The organism is Xanthomonas arboricola, from assembly GCF_003353015.1.
GTDB classification, from domain to species: domain Bacteria; phylum Pseudomonadota; class Gammaproteobacteria; order Xanthomonadales; family Xanthomonadaceae; genus Xanthomonas; species Xanthomonas arboricola_E.
Window position 1 is genome coordinate 234,795 of sequence record NZ_QREM01000001.1, and the last position, 20,593, is coordinate 255,387.

Below are 20,593 nucleotides of genomic sequence, written 5' to 3' on the forward strand. Positions count from 1 at the left end.
GTCAGCGGATGGACAACGCACGTATCGACAACACAGTACGGTGGATTGAACGCTGGGCGGCCATGCTGGCGGCATTGGCGCAATCGCTGGATGCCGAGCGGGTAGCGCATTGGCTTGGTCCGGTCGCAGCGATGGGCTGGGCGCAGGCGCCTGTGCATCGCCGTTTGCGGGTGATCCAGGCCTGGTCGGGGTGGTCGGGCCTGCCGCTAGCGGCGCTCGAACAGCCGGCTAGCACGCTGGTCCTGCTCACACCCGCCTCGCTGGCCAAGGTCCTGATCAGCCGCGCCCTATTCTCGCGCGGACTGGCGCTGCGCCGCTGCATCGAGCGCGAGCGCCTGGGTTGGTTCGAGCAGCGTGTGGGGCCAGCGGTACTTGAGCATGTGCGCCAGCGCGCGGTCACTGGCCTTCGGGTGCTGCTCTTGCCGCGCGATGCCGATCAGGCCGCATGGATCGGCGATGGCTGGCGTCGGATGCAGGCCGATGGTGTGTGGCCCGATCCCGGCGTGGCCAAGCTGCTGGCGCTGTCCTTGCCGCTGGGCGCCGCGCAGGTCGCGCCTGTCGCTGCAGACGGCGAGAGCACTGCATTTCTGCACGCGCTTCCCACCCTGCTGCCGGAGCTGCCATGCGTCTGTGGCTGAGGTCCGCACCCGAGGCGGTCGGCCTGGACGGCGATGTCATTCCGCGCGAGGCGTTGGCCTCGGTGCTGGCACTGGATGCGGCAACCGCGCAGGTGCACGCACGTTGCGCGCAGACCCTGGCCGAGGCTCAGGCACGTGCACAGGCGCTGATCGACGAGGCGCAACAGCAGGCCGAGGCGATCCTCGACGATGCCCGGAACAAGGCAGAGCGCAGCGCACGCCTGGGCTATGCAGCCGGGCTGCGCCAGCAGCTCGATGCGTGGAACGAGCGCGGCCTGCGCCATGCCTTCGCCACCGAGGCGGCCGCGCAGCGCGCGCGCGCGCGCCTGGCCGAGATCGTCGCGCGCGCCTGCGAACAGGTCGTCCACGGGCATGATCCCGTCGCGCTGTATGCGCGTGCGGCACACGCATTGGAGGGCGCCCTGGACGAGGCGAAGGCCCTGCGGGTGAGCGTGCATCCCGATGCGCTGGACGACGCACGGCGCGCCTTCGATGCGGCCGCGGCGGGCGCAGGCTGGAGCATGCCGGTGGAGCTGTGCGGCGACGGAAATCTGGCCCTGGGCGCCTGCGTGTGCGAATGGGATACCGGCGTGTTCGAGTCGGATCTGCGCGATCAGCTACGCAGTCTCGGGCGCGTCATTCGCCGGGTGTTGGCCACGCCGCAGGCGGTGTCGGATGCTTGCTGAGATGCCGCTGCTGGAGACGACGCTCGAAGGGGAATTGGCGGCGCTCGCGTTCGGTCGCCGTTACGGCAAGGTAGTCGAAGTGATCGGCACCATGCTCAAGGTGGCCGGTGTACAGGTCAGCCTGGGCGAGGTGTGCGAGTTGCGCCAGCGCGATGGCAGCGTGTTGCAGCGCGCCGAGGTGGTGGGCTTCAGTCGCAATCTCGCCTTGCTGGCACCGTTCGGCGAGTTGGTCGGGTTGTCGCGCGAGACGCGTGTGATCGGATTGGGGCGGCCACTGGCGGTGCCGATCGGGTCGGCGCTGCTGGGACGCGTGCTCGATGGCCTGGGCGAGCCGGCGGACGGGCAGGGACCGGTCGCTAGCGACACCTGGGTACCGATCCAGGCGCAGGCGCCCGACCCGATGCGCCGGCGGTTGATCGAACACCCTATGCCGACCGGCGTGCGGATCATCGATGGCTTGATGACGCTGGGCGAAGGCCAGCGCATGGGCATCTTTGCTGCAGCCGGCGTAGGCAAAAGTACCTTGATGGGCATGTTGGCGCGCGGCACGGAATGCGATGTCAACGTGATCGTGCTGATCGGCGAGCGCGGGCGCGAGGTGCGCGAGTTCATCGAGATGATTCTTGGCGAAGAGGGCCTGGCACGCAGCGTGGTGGTGTGCGCGACCTCCGATCGCTCCTCCATCGAGCGTGCTAAGGCCGCCTACGTCGGCACCGCCATCGCCGAGTACTTTCGCGATCAGGGCATGCGCGTTCTGCTGATGATGGACTCGCTGACCCGCTTTGCCCGCGCGCAACGCGAGATCGGTCTGGCCGCCGGCGAGCCGCCGACGCGGCGCGGCTTTCCACCGTCGGTGTTTGCCGAGCTGCCGCGTCTGCTCGAGCGTGCCGGCATGGGCGAGAGCGGATCGATCACCGCGTTCTACACAGTGCTGGCCGAGGACGACACCGGCAGCGATCCGATCGCCGAAGAAATGCGCGGTATCTTGGATGGGCATCTGATTCTCTCGCGCGAGATCGCTGCCAAGAACCAGTACCCGGCCATCGACGTGCTGGGCAGCCTGAGCCGGGTGATGAGCCAGATCGTCTCCGCACAGCAACGCCAGGACGCCGGCCAGTTGCGGCGCCTGCTGGCCAAGTACAACGATGTGGAGACCCTGCTGCAGGTCGGCGAATACCGCCAGGGCAGCGACGCAGTCGCCGATCAGGCAATCGCCAGGATCGATGCGATTCGCGATTTCCTCGGCCAGCCCACCGATCAGCTCAGCGACTATGAAACCACGCTGGAGCAGCTTGCCAGCGTTATCGACGATGCGTGAGCACGCCGACACCTGGACAACATTGCAGCAGCTGAAGACGCGCCGCTGCGAGCGCATGCAGGAGCGCCTGGGCGATTGCAAGCATGCGCTGGAACAGTGCGAGCGTGAACGCGCCAGTTGCAGTCAGGAGGCCGACGCCTGCACCACGCGCTTGGCTACGTTCGACGCTGCACTGGTCGACCAGGCCGGTACGGGTGAGCCGATCGGTATCGCCACCATCCTGCAGCACGAGCACTTCCGCGTAGTGCTGCAAGAGCGCTGTCGCGCCGCGGAGCAAGCGCTGGCGATGGCCAGCCAAGCCCTGCAGAGTGCACGCGATGAGCTCACGTCCGTGCAACAGGCGCTGAGCAAGCTGCAGGCACAGGCGCAGGTATATGCAGAAAAAGCTGTCAGTGCGCGCCGTGCCCGGCAAGCGCACCGCGAAGCAGCAGAGGAAGAAGACGCGGTCGAAGCGTTGGTTGCTCGACGCGCGCATCGTGCCGCGTGCGGGGCGGCACGATGAACGACACCGCCAACGCGCTGCTGGCACTTTCATCGCAGGGTCTGCCGTTAGTGACATTACTGGCGCTATGCGGGGTGCGTGTGTTCGTGATGTTCTCCGTGTTGCCGGCAACCGCGCAGGACAGCCTTCCCGGAATGGCGCGCAACGGCGCGATCTATGTGCTGAGTTCGTTCATCGCATATGGGCAACCGGCCGATGCGCTAGCGAGGATCCAGGCGGCTGGCCTGGTGGGAGTGGTTTTCAAGGAAGCCTTCATCGGCCTGCTGATCGGCTTTGCCGCATCGACGGTGTTCTGGATCGCCGAGAGCGTGGGCCTGCTGATCGACGATTTGTCCGGTTACAACAATGTGCAGATGACCAATCCGCTCAGCGGGCAGCAGAGCACGCCAGTCTCCACGGTATTGACGCAGTTGGCGATCGTGTCGTTCTACGCGCTGGGCGGCATGTTGATGCTGCTCGGTGCGTTGTTCGAATCGTTTCGCTGGTGGCCGCTTAGCCAGCTGTCGCCCGACATCGGCGCAGTTGCCGAGTCGTTCGTCATCCAGCAGACGGACGACATGATGGCGGCAGTTGTCAAGCTTTCAGCGCCGGTGATGTTGGTGCTGGTGCTGGTTGATCTGGCCATCGGCTTTGTGGCGCGCGCCGCCGACAAGCTTGAACCTTCGAATTTGAGTCAACCAATTCGTGGGGTACTGGCGTTGCTCCTGCTCGCCTTGCTGACCAGCGTGTTCATCGCGCAATTCGGTGACGCATTGGGCTTCCTGCATTTCCAGCAGCAGCTGCACGATGCCGCGCAAATGAGTGGTAAGGGAGGCGCATCGCACTGATCTTTGTTGAGACATTCCCAGTGGTGCGCTGCCTACAATGTGCGCATGACCACTGGATTTACGGCCGAAGTCCTTGCGCGCGGCTCGGCGGCATCCTGTGCGCACTTCCGGCCGACGCCTGCATTCCAGGGGCCCTAACGACTTCTTTCACTGCCTCGCAGAGGGAACGCCATGGCATATGCCTATCCTCCAGTTCACCGCCGCCGACGCGCGCCATTGGCCGCAGCACTGCTGCTCGGCCTGCTGCCGCTGCTGCCCCCGCAAGCCAATGCCGCGCAGGTGCCGTGGCATTCGCGCACCTTCAAATACGTTGCCGACCACAAGGATCTCAAGGAAGTGCTGCGCGACCTTTCCGCCAGCCAATCCGTCACCACTTGGATTTCACCGGAGGTGACCGGCACGCTCAGCGGCAAGTTCGACGCCAGCCCGCAGAAATTCCTCGACGATCTGTCGGCGACGTTCGGCTTCGTCTGGTACTACGACGGCGCCGTGCTCAGAATCTGGGGCGCCAACGAAACGAAGAATGCGACCTTGAATCTGGGCGCCGCGTCGACACGTGCGTTGCGCGATGCGCTTGCGCGTATGCGGCTGGACGATCCGCGCTTTCCGGTTCGTTACGACGAGGCAGCGCACGTGGCGGTGGTGTCCGGCCCGCCGGGGTATGTGGATACCGTCACCGCGATCGCCAAGCAGGTCGAGCAAGGCGCGCGCCAACGCGACGCCACCGAAGTGCAGGTGTTTCAGCTGCATTATGCGCAGGCAGCCGATCACAGCACCCGCATCGCTGGGCAGGACGTCCAGGTCCCGGGCATGGCCAGCCTGTTGCGTAGCATGTACGGCGTGCGTGGTGCGCCCGCAGCAGCGCTGGCCGGGCCGGGCGCGAATTTCGGGCGGCTGCAACCGATCGGCGGTGGCTCATCCAACACTTTTGGCAACGGTGGACAGGGCCAGAATGGCGGTGGCAGCAACACGGGTATCCTCGGATTGCCTGCATCGTGGTTCGGTGGTGCGTCGTCGTCCGATCGGGTGCCGGTCAGCCCGCCATTGCCGGGCAATAGCAACGGCGCAAATGCGCCGGCCAGCGTGTGGCCGGAAATGAGCCAGGCCCGCCGCGATGCAACAGTGTCGGTGGACGCCGGCAGCGTTGGGGAGCCGGCCTCCGACGCGCCGGTGATCGAAGCCGATCCGCGCACCAACGCCATTCTCATTCGCGATCGCCCGGAGCGGATGGCCGCCTATGGCACATTGATCCAGCAACTCGACAACCGGCCCAAGCTGCTGCAGATCGATGCCACCATCATCGAGATCCGCGACGGCGCCTTGCAGGATCTCGGCGTCGACTGGCGTTTCCATAGCCGGCGGGTGGACGTACAGACCGGCGACGGGCGAGGCGGCCAGCTTGGCTACGATGGCAGCTTGAGCGGTGCGGCCGCTACAGGTGCCAACGTGCCCTTGGGGGGCACGCTGACGGCGGTCCTGGGGGACGCAGGGCGGTACCTGATGACGCGCGTCTCGGCGCTCGAACAGACCGACAAGGCCAAGATCGTGTCCACGCCGCAGGTGGCGACGCTGGACAACGTGGAAGCGGTGATGGATCACAAGCAGCAGGCATTCGTGCGTGTCAGCGGTTATGCATCCGCAGACCTCTACAACCTGTCTGCAGGCGTGTCGCTACGCGTCTTGCCGAGTGTGGTGCCGGGTTCGCCAAATGGGCAGATGCGCCTGGATGTGCGCATCGAAGACGGGCAGCTGGGCGACAATACCGTCGATGGCATTCCTGTCATTACCTCGAGTGAAATCACTACGCAGGCGTTCGTCAACGAGGGCCAGAGCCTGCTGATCGCCGGCTATGCGCAGGATACCGATCAGACCGCCTTGAACAAGGTCCCCGGGCTGTCCAAGATTCCAGTGGTCGGCAACCTGTTCAAGCATCGCCAGCAGAGCGGACAGCGTCTGCAGCGGTTGTTTTTGCTGACCCCGCATATCGTCTCGCCCTGAGCAACGTGTCGGGGGTGCCGTTGATGCTGTAAGAAACGTGCAGCCTGCCGCATCACGCGGCAGCCTGCACGCCCTGCCTATCAAGCCTGTCCGCTGAGACCCGAAAAGTTGGTGTTGAAGCCGCCGCCCATGCCGGTGCCAGCCGACGCGCCGCCGCCCATGCCGGTGCCGCCTTGGTTCTGCATCAGCTGCATCACGATCTGCATCAGCATCTGCGTCAACGGACTCAGGCCGTCCTGCTGCTGTTCGTTTCCACAGTCCTGATTGGCATCGCTGCCTTGGCTCTGCTGGAGCATCATCATGATGAACATGGCGAGCAGCTGATCCAGCTGCTGCTCGGAGTCAGCCGAGGGCGAACGCTGACTGGCATCCTGGGCTTGCTGGGGCGCGATGCCCATCGTCTGCAAGGTGCTGGTATTCGAAAAATTTGTTCCGATGGATGAGTCCATGGTGATTCCCGTCTCAAGTGGGTGAACTGGATACATCGCGGATTGCCGGAAAGCTGCATCGGCAAGATCGCAACGGGAGCGCTGTGCCGCCCCCGACCGCAAGGTAGAAGAGGCAACTGGGAAACATCGGCCAGGACGCGAAAGTGCGCTTTTTCTTGCGAACCTGGCCGCCAAAAAATGCGGGGAAAACGCTAGGGGAAACCTATATAACAGCGATACGTACCTCGATTTCGTTTATGTCATAGGCGCTTCGTCCGAGGTATGCATGCGTGTGAAAAGCGCCGTTATGGTGCTGCGCTCGAGTGGAGCGATGGATCAACCGGAGTGCGTGTTGCTTCGCTGGGTTGATGAATCCAACGACGATCAGGTGACAGACATGACAGATACCGAGGCGACCAAGTGCCCGTCCGTGTACGGCACGCGTATGTGGCGTCCGCAGCATTGGGCCGCGCTCTCCAGGAACATGCGTGTGAGCGAGCGATGGTACGCAGTCCGGCCCTGGCTTGCTGTCGCGCCTGGGCGACACGTATTGATTGCAGCGACACTGCTGTGCGCCGCACCGCTTGCACGCGCAGACTGCTTTGAAGAAGCCGCAGGCTATCAACATGTCAATCCATGGGTACTGCGCGCCATTGCCTGGCAAGAATCACGTGGCCGTGCCGATGCGATCCATCGCAATGACAACGGTACGATCGATTACGGAAAAATGCAGATCAATTCAATCCACCTGCGGCGTCTTTCCAGCTACGGAATTTCCAGGGACGCGCTGATGCATCCCTGCGTCAGCGTGTATGTGGCGGCATGGCGGCTGCGCGAGATGACTAACAAGTATGGAAATACCTGGGCCGCTGTGGGCGCCTATCATTCTGAAACGCCAGCAGAGCGCGATAAATATGCCCATGCCATTCACGCGATTCTGATCAGACGCGGCGTGATTATCGAATGACGCTGTTGCGACTGCAGCGACGCATGTAGTGCAGCGCACCACCGTGCCTGCCGGGTGGCAGGCGCGGTAGTTTGAGGGTTGTGCTTACCCCGCCTGCACGCGAGACGCTTCGGCTCCGCGGACCGCTGCGTCGGCCTGCCAGGTGGCGCCGATGGTCTTATATTGCATGCCGGCGACCACGCCGGACATCGTATTGGCGAGCAATGCGCTGCGTGCAGGCGACAACCCGACCCAGGCACCAATCATGTTGATGGCGGTGCCAAGCGCGATATTGGAATTGATGGCGGCCGTGCGCGCGACCGAATGATCCAGGACCCGCTCGTAGTCCTCTCGCTTGCCCTTCCACGCGGGTTCCCAGATTTGCATCGTCCCGGCTTCGTCGGCTTCGTGCTGGGTGACGTTGATCCAGTCCATGGTCTCCAGGCTTACATTCAAGGCCGTGGTCACGGCTGATTGACGAAAGATGACACTGGTCGCCTCGCCTTTGGTGAAAGGCGAGTTCAACCCGGCCCAGCGCTCCCTGGCTGCTGCAAAGTTCGGCGATGCCAGCTCGTTCGATGCCAGGTTAGTCAGCACGTTGGCCATGCCGTAGAACCTGCCAGCGCTGGTGATGTGCGGATCGCTGACTCCGCCATTGGTGGGGCCGCGCATTCCCACCATGCTGAATGTTGCCTGGATGGTGTCGCGGGCTGCCGCATAGGCGGCAATCTTCAGGTCGCTGGCCAATAGCCTGGCCGCCATCTCCGGTTCGCCGGACGCCTTGCCGGCCGCACCCACGGCGATGTTGCTCAGGATGCCACCCAGCGCGAGGCGGGTGACCAGATCCGAGTAACGTTGCTGCTCGGCTTTCTTGTCGTCGCGTTCGTCTTCAGACAAAGCATCCCATTGTTCGTGACTGAGATTGTGGAAACCTCGCGCTGCAGCATCCAAGTTGCGTTTCTCGCGGTTGCGTCGCAATGTATGCAGCGCCATCTGCAGCGTACCCGACACAGCCTGCATGGCAACGACCGCTTCGGGTGGGAGCTGGCGAAGAGCGGCAAACAATCCTTCGCCCAGCAACTCGCGCGCGAATGTGGTCGGCCCAACGGAAGTGGACTGGTGCACCATGTGCCCCAACACTGCGCCCAGGTATTGCTTGTCGACACTGATGGGCAGTGCGCCACGCGCTGCGGCCATCACCGCGGTGGCGGTCGGTCCAAGGACGACGCGCACGCCATGCGTTGCGCCTGATCGTATCGATGCCGCCAGTGCACCCACACGCTCGGTGCGTGTTGTCGGGGTGGTTGTTGCAGATGTGTGCACTTGCGGATCGCGTGGTGCAGCGTGTTGATGGGGAATGGAAGGTGGATCGAATGATTCAAAAGAGTCTATGGCGTCGAAGAAACGCTCGCTCGTGCTCTCGTTGCCATGCAGCATCGACGCGCCTGAGGCATGTAGCAGCGGGCTCTCACCGGTGTGCTGGTTTCTATCGGTGCTGCTGCCAGATCCTTTCCTATGGTCCGAATTGCCGCGTCGTCCTGAGGGCTTGCTTGCCAGACCCGATAGTGCAGGATCCGTCACAGGGGGCGGTGTCTGGTTGCGGCCTTGTAGTGGCGGCATTTCGATGACCACTTCTTCACTTGTCGATCGCGGTGGCTGCGAAGTGCTAGCTGAAGGAATCTTCGTCACGGCATGTCCTCGCTGTGGGAGAAACGGCGGCGTGCTGCCGCCCGGGCTTGCGGGGTTGTTGATGTGCGGCGTTGACGGCAGGCACATCATTCCACCGATGCAGGGCTGCGCCAGGCTAGATTGCACTGCAGGGGTCGCCGCCGGCAGGGCGACGCATCGATCGCAATATCAAGGTCGATGCGTGGCCTGCAGATGCGGCCCTGGCGTAGCTGCCGCTTCAACTGTCCGGGTAATGGCAGTGCGGACTTCCCAGCGTGCAATCAAGGTGCTCAGGCGCGTGGTGGCATTCACTGCCACCTTGCACGGCATACGTCATCATCGTCAGTGACTTGAAAATGACATCGAGCGGCAGATCCGAGAGCCTTGAACTGCGAAATGATCACTCCACAACGGAACATGACATTCCGTATGCCGACGTAACACGTCTGTCGTTGGCCATGTCTTCGCTTGCACGACCACGCCCTCGTTCTCGCAGCGACGATTTCCGTCGAGAGGCGGACCGTTAGGGTAGGGGCCGAGCACCGGCAGCGAATGCTTCACGGCTGATGCTGCGCGAGCCGTGCAGTGCGTGTGACCTGCGTTAGGGAACCGCTGAACAACGCATTCGCAGATATGCGACACTATCACTCACGTTGCGGAGTGATGCATGCAACTGGCGTTCGGTGACGCTGAGGGCCTGGGCAAGCGTCAGCAGACCCGCCGCGAGATCTTCCTGGCCGAGGTGGAGCAGGTGGCTCCGTGGCAGCAATTGCGCGGTCCGATCGCGCCGCACTATCCGATGTCGGGGCGGCCTGGGCGGCAGTCCTACGCGCTGGCGACGATGTTGCGGATTCATCGGCTGCAGCATGGGCATGCATCGAGCGATCCGGCGATGGAAGAAGCGTTGCACCAGATCCCGACCTTGCGGCGTTTTGCCCGGCTCGGTGGCTTGGACAATGTTCCTGACAAGACCACGATTCCCAACGTTCGCCGGCTACTGGAAACCCATGGCCTTGCCGCGCAGATACGGGAGGCCGTCAACGCGCATCTGGCGCGCAAGGGCCAGAGGTGCAGACAAACGGGAAGAACTGCAGACCTGCAAGGCTGCATTTTTCATGGCCGCTGAACGCTCGACGATGCAAGCCATTGCCAACAAACGCGAGCGTGCCNGCCGTCAACGCGCATCTGGCGCGCAAGGGCCAGAGGTGCAGACAAACGGGAAGAACTGCAGACCTGCAAGGCTGCATTTTTCATGGCCGCTGAACGCTCGACGATGCAAGCCATTGGCAACAAACGCGAGCGTGCCCGGGAAGAACATCGGGAACACGTCAAGGCCAGTGCGCGTGCAACGGTGGAACATCCGTTTGGCGTGATCAAGCGCCAGTTCGGCTACACCANCCTGCAAGGCTGCATTTTTCATGGCCGCTGAACGCTCGACGATGCAAGCCATTGCCAACAAACGCGAGCGTGCCCGGGAAGAACATCGGGAACACGTCAAGGCCAGTGCGCGTGCAACGGTGGAACATCCGTTTGGCGTGATCAAGCGCCAGTTCGGCTACACCAAGGTGCGCTACCGCGGCTTGGCCGGGAACACGGCGCAGATGCCGACATTGTTTGCGCCGTCAAACCCGTGGATGAAGCGAAAGCAGTTACTGTCCGCCGCGGGGAGCGTGCGCCTGTAATCGGGAGATGAGGTCCGGATCGCGCCGAAAATGGTGCAACTTCTGACGCTCCAGACGCAGCTCCTTGGAGGAATGCACGTCCCGCGTCCTCAGGTCTCATCGATCGGAGCATCCCTGGCGCAACAGCGCTTGGCCAGCCTCACTGCTCCTGGCCGATCTTTTCCGCCTGTGCGTTGAGATAGTGGGTTACCGGCGCACCTCGGTAGTGAACGTTCAGTCGTCCCAGCGATTCGGCGCGAGCATCCACCGCGCGCCGTGCTTCGGGATCGTGCTGGAACTCTGCGCTATGGTCCAGGACGCGGCCTTCTCGCACGGCCGCCACCAGCGCCGGGTCGGCCGGCTTGGATGCTGCGCGGAATTGGCTGGTGCGCTGCTGCACGATCTGCGCATCGCGTGCGCTGTCGATGGGGGTCTCTGGCGGCAGGTCCAGTTCCAGGCCGGTATGGCCACGCGCCAGCACGCGGTTTTCCAGTAGTGCGGGCAGTTCTTCTTCTGGCTGGTCTGTCAACAGGCTCTCGCCGGCATCGCGAAAGGTACCGGCAGTGGTGCGCTGGACGCCGAAGGCTTCGCCGTCGAGCTTCTGCATTTCGCCGAAGTTGCGCCAGACGTAATAGTCCTTGTCATGGTTGGCGCGCGGCAGGGAGAAATCCTCGTAGCGGTAGCCGGACGAAAACGCCGCCTGTGCGTAGGCCGAGTCCGGCTGTCGCAACTGTGTGCGGGTCAGTTCCATGGCTTTGCCCGCATCGCTGTCCGCGTCTGTGGCCACCGCCTCTACGATGACCGGGCGCATCCTGCTCCAGCTTTCGAGCCAGTGCACCGCCGTGTCGGCTAATCCTTCCGGCCCAGTGTCCTTTCCGGGGAAGAAGTCGCGCAGCTGCGGGTCGTCCAGCATTCCCTGGCTGAAGACCGGCACCACGTTGATCTTGGCCAGCAGGCGATCGAGCGCAGCACGGCGTGGCGCATCTTGGGAGTGCAGTGGGTTGATCTGGTAATGCCTGTACAGGTTGGACAAAACCTGATCGAACCCGCCGGTGTAGTACTTCGCATAAAGCCTGATCGCCGCACCCTGGCGCAGATGCGGCCGACGCATCAACACCATCGCCACCGCCTCGGCGGTGTCTTCCTTGCAATCGAGTGCGACCGACATCGCTTCCGGCTTGTGCAGCGCGTGCTCCAGCGCCTGCTCTATGGCAGCAATGGTTTGGTCATGAAATTGCCGTCCACCGGGTTGCGGGTCACCAGCGGCATCTCGCGCAGCTGCGCGAACGGCACCTGCGACACCAGCCTGTTCTGCGGGTCGCCGGTCATGCGGCCTATGCTGAAGTCGTGCATCAGCACCGGTACGCCGTCGGCGCTGACCTCGACATCCAGTTCCAGATTGCGACACCCCTGCTCGTAAGCGCGATCGATGGCCGCAAGCGAGTTCTCCGGAATACCGGCATGATTGTCGAATAAGCCCCGGTGCACCATCACGTCCTTGCCCAGGGCGCGCGTGCTGGGAGCCTAGAAATAGTTCTCGTGGATAAGCTCCTTGCGGTGCTTGCGCAGCGACGCCTGCTTGCCGGCCACCAGATGATGGTCGTTGGCCTTGAAGAATGCCGCGCCGCCGTCCCGCGCCGGTATCTCGTGGCCGTGGTACCGAGCGGCTTGCTGTAACTTGCGACGCGGCTGCGCGGACGATCCCGGCTGTAGCCATTCCGGCGTGGCTAGTCCAAGACCGGGCAGATCCAGCGCCCTGCTCAATGCGCTGCGCGCTGGATCGCTGAAGTTGTCGCCGGCGGCAAACGCGCGTTTCAAGTCAAAGATGATGCGGCCGTGCTCAGCATCGACCAGTACCGGTCCTGCCGCGGCGCGTGCGCGACCGGTGGCTTCGCAGGCGATCAGGACCGGCGGCAGATTGGGCTGCGCGTGGGAATGCGGCATGGCCAGCACATAGCCCTACATCATTTCGAAGCTGAGGGTGACGCCGGTGCAGACGCGGAACTGTTTGCTAGTGCTCATGGCCGCACCTGCGCGCACAAGGGATCGACTGCAGCGATTGCTGCATCGCTGTCGGCAAACGTGACGGTGTGGATGGCGTTGCGTGCGCTTGCGAGGTGCGCCATCAGACTCAGCCATGCCGCATGACTGCATTCGAAAGCGTTGGCGATCAGATCGATATGGTGGCCGATCTGGCGCGGCACAGACGCGGGTGCTTGTTGGGTGTTGTAGAACATGGTGCTGACTCCAGTTCAATGAGCGAACCATCCATCACGCCGCCAAGCAGGGTGGACGACCGAACGGGGTTGGCGGACCGGGTCAGCGCCGGCAGGCTTTGCAGCCTCCCCGTCCGACCGTCCATAAAAACAGACAACGCCGGGCACGAAAAAGCCGCAGAGCATGCTCAATGCGGCTTTCGCCGCTGACAGTCAGGCCGCCAAGCCTGGTCGCCGATGATGCGGCGACGCCCGAATACTCGCTCCAGCTCACGGCCGGTGTCAACGCGAAAGCCTTGGAGTCGGGGGAGCTCCTTTCGAGAACCTCCGGCAGTGCTCGGTCATGCCTGCCGCATCTTCAGACTGGGCGCTAGTAGTCGATGTGCGAGCACACGGGTCGACGGTCAAGGCAGGTGGCCATGTCGCCCAACCTCTAATGTCGGGCATTGACCAACGCGGCCGTCTGGCCGCGTGTGGCTCTCACACCGCGTTGTCATGCCCACGCTGCCGAGGGTTGTTGGAAGGTCCATCAAGGCTGGATGGGGCAGGGGCGGTCGATGACGCGCCGCCGGCGATCACGCGTACCGCCAGCTCAATGGAAGACGCGTCACTCAAACACCCCTCCACACGCGGTGCAGCCTGGCGCAGGAGCATGCCGATGCGCGCTGCGATAGCTTCATTGCGGCGCATTCGCAGCGCGCAGCGCCAGCCGCCGGCGGATGCATCGGAGGTGGATGCCTGTGCTTCAGGTTGCGGCCGGATAGTCGATGTAACCCTCGGCGCCGCCGCCGTAGTAGGTGTCGCGATCCGGAGCGGCGAGCGGGACACCTGCCTGCAGGCGTGCGACCAGGTCCGGGTTTGCAATGAAAGGCTGGCCGAACGCGGCCAGGTCGATCATCCCCTGGTCGATCAACCGAGTGGCCCATTCCAGGGTCAACTTGCCCGCAAGGATCACGGTGCCGCCGTAGCTGCGCTTGAACGCTGCAAGGAATGGTTCGCTCATGTCCGGCGAGCCGTTTGCGTGGTTGTCGTTCAGATGCACATACGCAAGCGCATGCTTGGCCAGTTCCTCGGCCAGGTACAGGTAGCTGGCCTCGCTCTCCGCGTACGCGGGCATGTCGAACTGGCGATTGTTCGGTGCAAGGCGGATGCCCACCTTGCCCGAGCCGATGCGCGCTGCCACCGCATCCACGGTCTCGAGGATGAGCCGCGCCCTGTTCTGCAGCGAGCCGCCGTAGGCGTCGACACGGTCGTTGGTGATCGGGTTGAGGAACTGCTCGAAGAGGTAGCCATTGGCCGCGTGGATCTCGATGCCGTCGAAGCCTGCATCGATCGCGCGTTGGGCCGCCTGCTCGAAATCCCTGACGATGCCCGGCACTTCTTCGGTCTCGAGCGCACGCGCCGGGCTGGGCTCAGCCGTCCCCCGCGTTCCGTCCTCGCGGTAGATGAATGCAAAGCTCCTGGAGCTGGATGCAACCGGGCGCGTGCTTGCGCTCACCGGATCGGCGCCATCGGGCTGCAGCGAGGTATGCGACATGCGGCCCACATGCCACAGCTGGGCGAAGATCTTGCCCTGCCGCGCATGCACCGCGTCGGTGACCACCTTCCAGCCGGCAACCTGCTCCTGCGACCAGATGCCGGGCACGTCGATATAGCCCTGGCCTTGCTGCGAGACGGGCGTGCCCTCGCTGACGATCAGGCCTGCGCTCGCGCGTTGGGCGTAATACCTCGCCGTCAACGCGTCCGCAACGTATGCCGGATTGCGGGCGCGGGTCATCGGTGCCATCACGATGCGGTTGCTCAGCCGGGTGTCGCCGAGATCGAAGGGTTGGAAAATCGTTGATGTCATGGGGGTATTTGGTGGGGACAGGCTAAAGAAGGTAAGGTTGACTTCGAGGCACATAAAGGCGCCAAGCGTCCCGCCATTGGGGACATCAATTCCTCAACGGAACTCGGATGATTGCTGTCGAGACACTCAACGGGCTGGTCACCTTCGTCACCGCGGCACGTTCCAGCACCTTCACCGAGGCGGCCGCGTCGCTGGGGATCTCGCGCTCGGCGGTAGGCAAGGCAATCGCCCGCCTGGAGGCGCGGCTGCGCGTGCGCCTGTTCCATCGCACCACGCGCCGCATCGCGCTCACCGCTGACGGCGAATCCTATTTCGCTGCATGTGCGGCCGCGTTGGAAGAGATCGCCAGTGCAGAAGCCGGCCTGGCCTCGCAGTCGTCATTGCCCACCGGCCGGCTGCGGGTGGACATGCCGTCGTCGTTCGGCCGCCACGTCATGTTGCCGATCCTGCTTCGCATCGGCGCGGCGCATCCGGACCTCCACTACACGCTCTCCTTCAACGACCATCTGATCGACCCGGCCCAGGAAGGCATCGACCTGACGATCCGGTTTGGCGGACTCGAACGTTCGGGTGGCCTGGTGGCACGCAAACTGGGACGCCAGCGCCTGGTGTTGTGCGCATCACCCGCGTATCTCGCTGCGCACGGCACTCCCCGCACGATCAAGGAGCTGCAGGCGCATCGCAGCATCGTCGGCTTCCGCAATGGTCAGCCGGTCGGCTGGAGGTTTGGCGGCAAGCTGACCGAGCGCGATTTTGTGCCGCAAGGAACGCACCAGTTGAATGACGGCGACGCCGTCATCGACGCTGCGATCGCAGGCCTGGGCATCTGCCAGATGCCGATCTCGCTGGTGCGCCCGCACATCCAGTCGGGCAGGCTGCAGCTCGTCCTGGAAGAGTGCACGGGCTATTGCATCGAAATCTTCGCGCTCTGGCCGCGCACGCGCCACCTGCGCCCGAAGGTGCGCTACGTGGTGGACGAGTTGATGCGGCTTGCTGCTATCGGCAGCTTCGATTGAAGCAGCAGCGCAATGCGCGGTGCAGCCGTCATCCATACGCGCTGCGGCGCACAGGTTGAAGCGCTACCCGCCTAGCCGGCCTCAGATCCATGCCGCGCCTGATGCCGTCGAGTAGTTCTCCATTTCCTCAGGGTTCCAGCGCTGGCCATGCCGAGTGGGCAGTCCAGGGTTCTTGGACGGGGAGTTCGTGAACGTAGCCATGCCGCTGCTTCCATGCTCTTCACGCGGTGGTTCAAGGCTCCGGCCCGGACACAGCTTGGGCGCAGCGCGAGGGCTCTTGTCTTATCAACCATCTCATTGTGGGTTGATCTGTCAGCCACGCGACTATCAGGCCCCCGAGGCTGAGCGATAGCTTTCGACTTGCACCGCCCACACGTCACGTCGAGTGGCGTTGACCGACTTGTCCGGCTCGCAGGCTTGCAGCTGTACAGGGGGCCCGAAGGCTCGAGCCAGCCCGTGCGAAGATATGATCCGGTGTTGCTCGCTCCCCCCAGCAGCTCGGGTATCAAACGAGTGAGTGGGTATCAGCGCGGTGTTAGTGAGCTTTTTCGGGCTTTGTCCCTTTTAAAAACAAATAGATAGGCCTGATATGTTGCTGATGCTCGACAACTACGACAGCTTTACCTACAACCTCGTGCAGTACCTGCAGGCCCTGGGTGCCGAGGTCACGGTGGTGCGCAACGACGCGATGAGCGTGGAGCAGATCGCCGCGCTCAGGCCCGAGCGCATCGTGATCTCGCCCGGCCCATGCACTCCGAACGAGGCCGGTGTCTCGCTGCAGCTGATCGAGCAGCTGGGCCAGACCACGCCGATCCTGGGCGTGTGTCTTGGGCATCAAAGCATCGGTCAGGTCTACGGCGGCGATGTGATTCGCGCCGACAACATCATGCATGGCAAGACCTCGCCTATCCGCCACCAGGGCAAGGGCGTGTTCGCCGGCCTGCCGGACAGCTACGAGGCCACCCGTTACCACTCGCTGGTGGTGGACAAGGCCACCTTGCCCGACGCACTGGAAGTCACCGCCTGGACCGAGAATCCGGATGGTTCGATCGAAGAGATCATGGGTCTGCGCCATCGCCAGTTCCCGGTCGAAGGCGTGCAGTTCCACCCCGAGTCGATCCTGACCCAGCACGGGCACGCCCTGCTGAAGAACTTCCTGCAGCGTTGATCGACGTGCGCACCGCGGGGACCGCCAGCGTGGCTGCATCCATCGGCAGTCGCGGTGCAGTCTTCCGCAGCGTCGATGCACCGACGCGCCAGGAGCGCAATGCCTGCAATCACCTGCGCGACCGCGTGCGGCGGCTTTGCCGCCCATCGCCGTTCACGCCCGCATCCGGATCACGATGAGCATTCCCAGCGACCGCTTCCACTTCTACGAACCAGGCCAGGGCCACGGGCTGCCGCACGATCCGTTCAACGCCATCGTCGGTCCGCGACCGATCGGCTGGATCGGCTCGCGCAGCGCCGGGGGCATCGCCAACCTGGCGCCTTACAGCTTCTTCAATGCGTTCAACTACGTGCCGCCGATCGTCGGCTTTGCCAGCATCGGTCGCAAGGACAGCCTGCGCAACATCGAGGCCACCGGCGAATTCACCTGGAACCTGGCCACGCGCCCGTTGGCCGAGGCGATGAACGCCAGTGCCGCGATGGTGCCGGCGGAGGTCGACGAGTTCGCATTGGCCGACCTGGAAATGGCGCCGTCGCGGCTGATTGCTGCCCCGCGCGTGGCGGCCAGCCCGGTCAGTTTCGAATGCCGGCTCAGCCAGCTGCTGCCGCTGCAGGGCGCAGGCGGGCAGGCCATCGAAACCTGGCTGGTCCTGGGCGAAGTGGTCGGCGTGCACCTGGCGCACGCGGCATTGCAGGACGGCATCTACGATCCCGCGGCCGTGCAGACGATTCTGCGCGCGGGCGGCGCCGCCGATTACTTCGAAGTGCAGGCGCAGGCGCGCTTCCGCATGCGGCGTCCGGGACAATGAGCGCTGCGCATCGCAGTGCTGCATGGCATTGCCGCCATGCGCGACTGCCCCGGCCGGCTTGATTGATCACGCGCACTCCCGCATCTCTTTCCCACGTTTTGCCACGGTCCTCGCTCATGCCCATCACCCCGCAAGAAGCCCTGCAGCGCACCATCGAACACCGCGAAATCTTCCACGACGAAATGGTCGAGCTGATGCGCCAGATCATGCGTGGCGAGGTCTCGGACATGATGGTCGCGGCCATCCTCACCGGGTTGCGGGTCAAGAAGGAAACCATTGGCGAGATCGCCGGCGCAGCCACGGTGATGCGCGAGTTCTCGCGTCGCGTGGACGTGGGCGATCGCCGGCACATGGTCGACATCGTCGGCACCGGCGGCGATGGCTCGCACACGTTCAACATCTCCACCTGCGCGATGTTCGTCGCTGCCGCCGGCGGCGCCAAGGTCGCCAAGCACGGCAACCGCAGCGTCTCGTCCAAGTCCGGCAGTGCCGACGCGCTGGAGGCCCTGGGCGCGGCGATCGAGTTGCAACCCGGGCAGGTGGCCGCCTCGCTGGCGCAGACCGGGATCGGCTTCATGTATGCGCCGGTGCATCATCCGGCCATGAAGGTGGTGGCGCCGGTGCGTCGCGAAATGGGTGTGCGCACCATCTTCAACATCCTCGGCCCGCTGACCAACCCGGCCGGCTCGCCCAACATCCTGATGGGCGTGTTCCACCCGGACCTGGTCGGTATCCAGGCGCGCGTGCTGCAGGAGCTCGGTGCCGAGCGCGCGCTGGTGGTATGGGGGCGCGATGGCATGGACGAACTCTCGCTCGGTGCCGGCACCCTGGTCGGCGAGCTGCGCGATGGCCAGGTGCGCGAGTACGAAGTGCACCCGGAGGATTTCGGCATCGCCATGTCGGCCAGCCGCAACCTCAAGGTGGCCGATGCGGCCGAGTCACGCGCGATGCTGCTGCAGGTGCTGGACAACGTGCCCGGTCCGGCGCTGGACATCGTTGCGCTCAACGCCGGTGCGGCGCTTTACGTGGCAGGCGTGTCCGACAGCATCGCCGGGGGCGTCGTGCGTGCGCGTGCGGTCCTGGCCGATGGCTCGGCACGTGCAAAGCTGGATGCCTATGTCGCCTTCACCCGGCAGGTCGCCCGGCAGTCCTGACCGTGTCCCATCGCGCCGGCAAGCACGCGTCGGCCTCCTCACGCCACCGCTGGCATGCTGCGCGCAGGCGCGTGGCGGCCAGTTGCGGCCGTCTTGACCGATAATGCCCGCCCGCCAGGACCCGATACGATGAGCGACATCCTCAATACCATCCTTGCCCGCAAGGCCGAAGAAATCGCCGAGCGCAGCGCGCGCGTGCCGCTGGCCGAGCTGGTCGCGCGCAGTGCCGACCTGCCGCTCACGCGTGGATTTGCCGCCGCCATGCAGGCCAGCATCGCCGCCGGCGAGCCGGCGGTGATCGCCGAAGTGAAGAAGGCCAGCCCGTCCAAGGGCGTGATCCGGCCCGACTTCCACCCGGCCGACATCGCGGTCAGCTACGAATTCGGCGGCGCCAGTTGCCTGTCGGTGCTGACCGATGTGGATTTCTTCCAGGGCGCCGATGCCTATCTGCGCCAGGCGCGCGAGGCCTGCACGCTGCCGGTGCTGCGCAAGGACTTCACCGTCGACCCGTACCAGGTCTACGAAGCGCGCGTGCTCGGCGCCGACTGCATCCTGCTGATCGTCTCGGCGCTGGACGATGGGCAGCTGGCCGAGCTCTCCGGCCTGGCCATGCAGCTGGGCCTGGACGTGCTGGTGGAAGTGCACGATATCGACGAGCTCGAGCGCGCGGTGCAGGTGCCGGTGCCGCTGGTGGGCATCAACAACCGCAATCTGCGCACCTTCGAAGTGACGCTGCAGACCACCCTGGACATGCGCGCTGCGGTACCGCGCGACCGCATCCTGGTGACCGAAAGCGGCATCGTGACGCCGGCCGACGTGCAGTTGATGCGCGGCCACGGCGTGAACGCGTTCCTGGTCGGCGAGACCTTCATGCGCGCGCCCGAACCCGGCGAGTCGCTGCGTCAGCTATTCTTCGCGCATGACTGAGGCGTATCCCGTACCGCGCGACGACGCACCGCTGGTGGTGTTCGATTTCGACCACACGCTGTATGACGGCGACTCCGGCAGCCACCTGTTCGCCTGGCTGATCAAGCGCAATCCGTTGCGTCTGCTGGTGGCGCTGCTGGCCTCGCCGATCCTCGGTCCGATGGTGGCGATGCTGCCCACCCGCCGCCGCGGCGTGTCCGGGTATGTGTGGATCGCCACCTTCGGCCTGCACCGCACGCGCGAATTCAACCGTTTCATCGATGCGTACGTGCTCAAGCACGAAGCGCAGATCCGGCAGCGCCTGTTGCCGCATGCCCTGAAGGTGTTCACCGACCACCGCGCCGCCGGCGACCGGGTGGTGGTGGCCACCGGCGCGCCGCCGGAACTGGCGCGCGCGATTCTCGGCTTTGTCGCGCACCAGGACGTGCCGGTGATCGGCAGCCTGGTCGGCCCGCGCCTGGGCGCGGTCACCGCACGGCGTCATTGCCACAACGAAGAGAAGATGCGCATGCTGCGCGAGCGTGGTTACGCCGACATCGCCATCGCCTATTCGGACAGTACCGCGGATCTGCCGCTGCTGAAGGCGGCGCGCGCGCCGGTGGTGGTCAACCCGAAGGCCAACCGCGAAGCGCTGTTCCGGCAGGTGTTGCCCGCGGGCACGCCGATTCTCAACTGGGGGTGTCGCGATCGCGGTGGCAAGGCGCTGTAGCGCTGGCGCTGGACGCGCCCGATTGCATCAGTCCGCATGCCGCGCGGCATGCGGTTGCCGCTGCGGTTGGTGCG

At 64.5% G+C, this 20,593-nt stretch carries 17 protein-coding genes and 2 pseudogenes; 14 read left to right on the forward strand and 5 right to left on the reverse strand.

The features are described 5' to 3' along the window. Positions 1-8 precede the first annotated feature (8 nt). The 6 genes from C0541_RS01065 (at position 9) to sctC (ending at position 5,969) form a co-directional block, all read left to right on the forward strand. Entirely contained in the window at positions 9-638 is a 630-nt protein-coding gene (locus C0541_RS01065; protein ID WP_115045329.1) for a type III secretion protein HrpB4, read from the forward strand. After that, positions 623-1,324: a type III secretion system stator protein SctL gene (sctL, locus tag C0541_RS01070; RefSeq protein ID WP_115045330.1), complete on the forward strand. Its 702-nt coding sequence runs from the start codon at positions 623-625 to the stop codon at positions 1,322-1,324. The genes C0541_RS01065 and sctL overlap by 16 nt, the downstream gene beginning before the upstream one ends. Continuing rightward, on the forward strand, positions 1,314-2,642 hold the full coding sequence (sctN, locus tag C0541_RS01075; RefSeq protein ID WP_115045331.1) for a type III secretion system ATPase SctN: 1,329 nt from the start codon (positions 1,314-1,316) through the stop codon (positions 2,640-2,642). Before sctL ends, sctN begins: the two co-directional genes overlap by 11 nt. After that, positions 2,635-3,144: a type III secretion protein HrpB7 gene (locus C0541_RS01080; protein WP_115045332.1), complete on the forward strand. Its 510-nt coding sequence runs from the start codon at positions 2,635-2,637 to the stop codon at positions 3,142-3,144. The genes sctN and C0541_RS01080 overlap by 8 nt, the downstream gene beginning before the upstream one ends. Further along, the gene (gene sctT / locus C0541_RS01085) at positions 3,141-3,971 is read left to right on the forward strand and encodes a type III secretion system export apparatus subunit SctT (RefSeq protein WP_115045333.1); all 831 of its coding nucleotides are present in this window, start codon (positions 3,141-3,143) and stop codon (positions 3,969-3,971) included. The genes C0541_RS01080 and sctT overlap by 4 nt, the downstream gene beginning before the upstream one ends. 171 nt (positions 3,972-4,142) lie before the next feature. Further along, positions 4,143-5,969, forward strand: a complete 1,827-nt coding sequence (sctC, locus tag C0541_RS01090; RefSeq protein WP_115045334.1) for a type III secretion system outer membrane ring subunit SctC — start codon at positions 4,143-4,145, stop codon at positions 5,967-5,969. An 80-nt stretch (positions 5,970-6,049) separates the two neighbouring features. Here the strand turns inward: sctC and xopA are convergent, their stop codons facing one another. Beyond that, the gene (gene xopA, locus C0541_RS01095; RefSeq protein ID WP_115045335.1) at positions 6,050-6,418 is read right to left on the reverse strand and encodes a XopA/Hpa1 family type III secretion system protein; all 369 of its coding nucleotides are present in this window, start codon (positions 6,416-6,418) and stop codon (positions 6,050-6,052) included. Positions 6,419-6,842: 424 nt separating this feature from the next. On the opposite strand from xopA, the gene C0541_RS01100 reads away from it, so the two are divergent. Continuing rightward, positions 6,843-7,364, forward strand: a complete 522-nt coding sequence (locus C0541_RS01100; protein ID WP_429001326.1) for a lytic transglycosylase domain-containing protein — start codon at positions 6,843-6,845, stop codon at positions 7,362-7,364. A gap of 84 nt (positions 7,365-7,448) precedes the next feature. Here C0541_RS01100 and C0541_RS20830 read toward each other — a convergent pair whose 3' ends face one another. Then, a complete protein-coding gene (locus tag C0541_RS20830; RefSeq protein WP_238601232.1) occupies positions 7,449-9,032 on the reverse strand; it encodes a hypothetical protein in 1,584 nt (527 codons plus the stop codon). A 646-nt stretch (positions 9,033-9,678) separates the two neighbouring features. Between C0541_RS20830 and C0541_RS01120 the strand changes: the two are divergent. Further along, positions 9,679-10,693: pseudogene (locus C0541_RS01120) on the forward strand (transposase). Positions 10,694-10,832: 139 nt separating this feature from the next. On the opposite strand, the pseudogene avrBs2 reads toward C0541_RS01120, so the two are convergent. From avrBs2 to C0541_RS01145, 3 genes and pseudogenes are all read right to left on the reverse strand, one after another. Then, positions 10,833-12,553, reverse strand: a pseudogene (gene avrBs2 / locus C0541_RS01135) (type III secretion system effector avirulence protein AvrBs2); the annotation flags it as partial. Between the two features lie 137 nt (positions 12,554-12,690). Further along, on the reverse strand, positions 12,691-12,909 hold the full coding sequence (locus C0541_RS01140; protein WP_115045338.1) for a hypothetical protein: 219 nt from the start codon (positions 12,907-12,909) through the stop codon (positions 12,691-12,693). Positions 12,910-13,633: 724 nt separating this feature from the next. Then, positions 13,634-14,737 carry an alkene reductase gene (locus tag C0541_RS01145; protein WP_115045339.1) on the reverse strand — a complete coding sequence of 368 codons (1,104 nt, stop codon included), beginning with the start codon at positions 14,735-14,737 and terminating at the stop codon, positions 13,634-13,636. A 107-nt stretch (positions 14,738-14,844) separates the two neighbouring features. Here C0541_RS01145 and C0541_RS01150 point away from each other — a divergent pair, with 107 nt between their 5' ends. The 6 genes from C0541_RS01150 to C0541_RS01180 all read left to right on the forward strand — a co-directional run bounded on the left by C0541_RS01150 (position 14,845) and on the right by C0541_RS01180 (position 20,519). Then, positions 14,845-15,753 carry a LysR family transcriptional regulator gene (locus tag C0541_RS01150; RefSeq protein WP_115045340.1) on the forward strand — a complete coding sequence of 303 codons (909 nt, stop codon included), beginning with the start codon at positions 14,845-14,847 and terminating at the stop codon, positions 15,751-15,753. Between the two features lie 589 nt (positions 15,754-16,342). After that, positions 16,343-16,921, forward strand: coding sequence for an anthranilate synthase component II (locus C0541_RS01155; protein WP_115045341.1), 579 nt, complete (start codon positions 16,343-16,345; stop codon positions 16,919-16,921). A 175-nt stretch (positions 16,922-17,096) separates the two neighbouring features. Then, positions 17,097-17,729: a flavin reductase family protein gene (locus C0541_RS01165; RefSeq protein WP_115045343.1), complete on the forward strand. Its 633-nt coding sequence runs from the start codon at positions 17,097-17,099 to the stop codon at positions 17,727-17,729. 116 nt (positions 17,730-17,845) lie between these two features. After that, a complete protein-coding gene (gene trpD, locus C0541_RS01170) occupies positions 17,846-18,883 on the forward strand; it encodes an anthranilate phosphoribosyltransferase (RefSeq protein WP_115045344.1) in 1,038 nt (345 codons plus the stop codon). Positions 18,884-18,937: 54 nt separating this feature from the next. Beyond that, positions 18,938-19,810 carry an indole-3-glycerol phosphate synthase TrpC gene (trpC, locus tag C0541_RS01175; RefSeq protein ID WP_429001321.1) on the forward strand — a complete coding sequence of 291 codons (873 nt, stop codon included), beginning with the start codon at positions 18,938-18,940 and terminating at the stop codon, positions 19,808-19,810. Further along, positions 19,803-20,519: a haloacid dehalogenase-like hydrolase gene (locus C0541_RS01180; RefSeq protein WP_016902427.1), complete on the forward strand. Its 717-nt coding sequence runs from the start codon at positions 19,803-19,805 to the stop codon at positions 20,517-20,519. The genes trpC and C0541_RS01180 overlap by 8 nt, the downstream gene beginning before the upstream one ends. The last annotated feature ends 74 nt before the right edge of the window (positions 20,520-20,593 follow it).

Coding starts and splice junctions, on each gene's coding strand:
- sctL (WP_115045330.1), top strand. CDS start 623: ATGCGTCTGTGGCTGAGGTCCGCACCCGAGGCGGTCGGCCTGGACGGC.
- C0541_RS01150 (WP_115045340.1), top strand. CDS start 14,845: ATGATTGCTGTCGAGACACTCAACGGGCTGGTCACCTTCGTCACCGCG.
- C0541_RS01080 (WP_115045332.1), top strand. CDS start 2,635: ATGCGTGAGCACGCCGACACCTGGACAACATTGCAGCAGCTGAAGACG.
- C0541_RS01155 (WP_115045341.1), top strand. CDS start 16,343: ATGTTGCTGATGCTCGACAACTACGACAGCTTTACCTACAACCTCGTG.
- C0541_RS01165 (WP_115045343.1), top strand. CDS start 17,097: ATGAGCATTCCCAGCGACCGCTTCCACTTCTACGAACCAGGCCAGGGC.
- C0541_RS01180 (WP_016902427.1), top strand. CDS start 19,803: ATGACTGAGGCGTATCCCGTACCGCGCGACGACGCACCGCTGGTGGTG.
- trpD (WP_115045344.1), top strand. CDS start 17,846: ATGCCCATCACCCCGCAAGAAGCCCTGCAGCGCACCATCGAACACCGC.
- C0541_RS01065 (WP_115045329.1), top strand. CDS start 9: ATGGACAACGCACGTATCGACAACACAGTACGGTGGATTGAACGCTGG.
- C0541_RS01140 (WP_115045338.1), bottom strand. CDS start 12,909: ATGTTCTACAACACCCAACAAGCACCCGCGTCTGTGCCGCGCCAGATC.
- C0541_RS01145 (WP_115045339.1), bottom strand. CDS start 14,737: ATGACATCAACGATTTTCCAACCCTTCGATCTCGGCGACACCCGGCTG.
- sctT (WP_115045333.1), top strand. CDS start 3,141: ATGAACGACACCGCCAACGCGCTGCTGGCACTTTCATCGCAGGGTCTG.
- xopA (WP_115045335.1), bottom strand. CDS start 6,418: ATGGACTCATCCATCGGAACAAATTTTTCGAATACCAGCACCTTGCAG.
- C0541_RS01100 (WP_429001326.1), top strand. CDS start 6,843: ATGTGGCGTCCGCAGCATTGGGCCGCGCTCTCCAGGAACATGCGTGTG.
- sctN (WP_115045331.1), top strand. CDS start 1,314: ATGCTTGCTGAGATGCCGCTGCTGGAGACGACGCTCGAAGGGGAATTG.
- trpC (WP_429001321.1), top strand. CDS start 18,938: ATGCTGCGCGCAGGCGCGTGGCGGCCAGTTGCGGCCGTCTTGACCGAT.
- sctC (WP_115045334.1), top strand. CDS start 4,143: ATGGCATATGCCTATCCTCCAGTTCACCGCCGCCGACGCGCGCCATTG.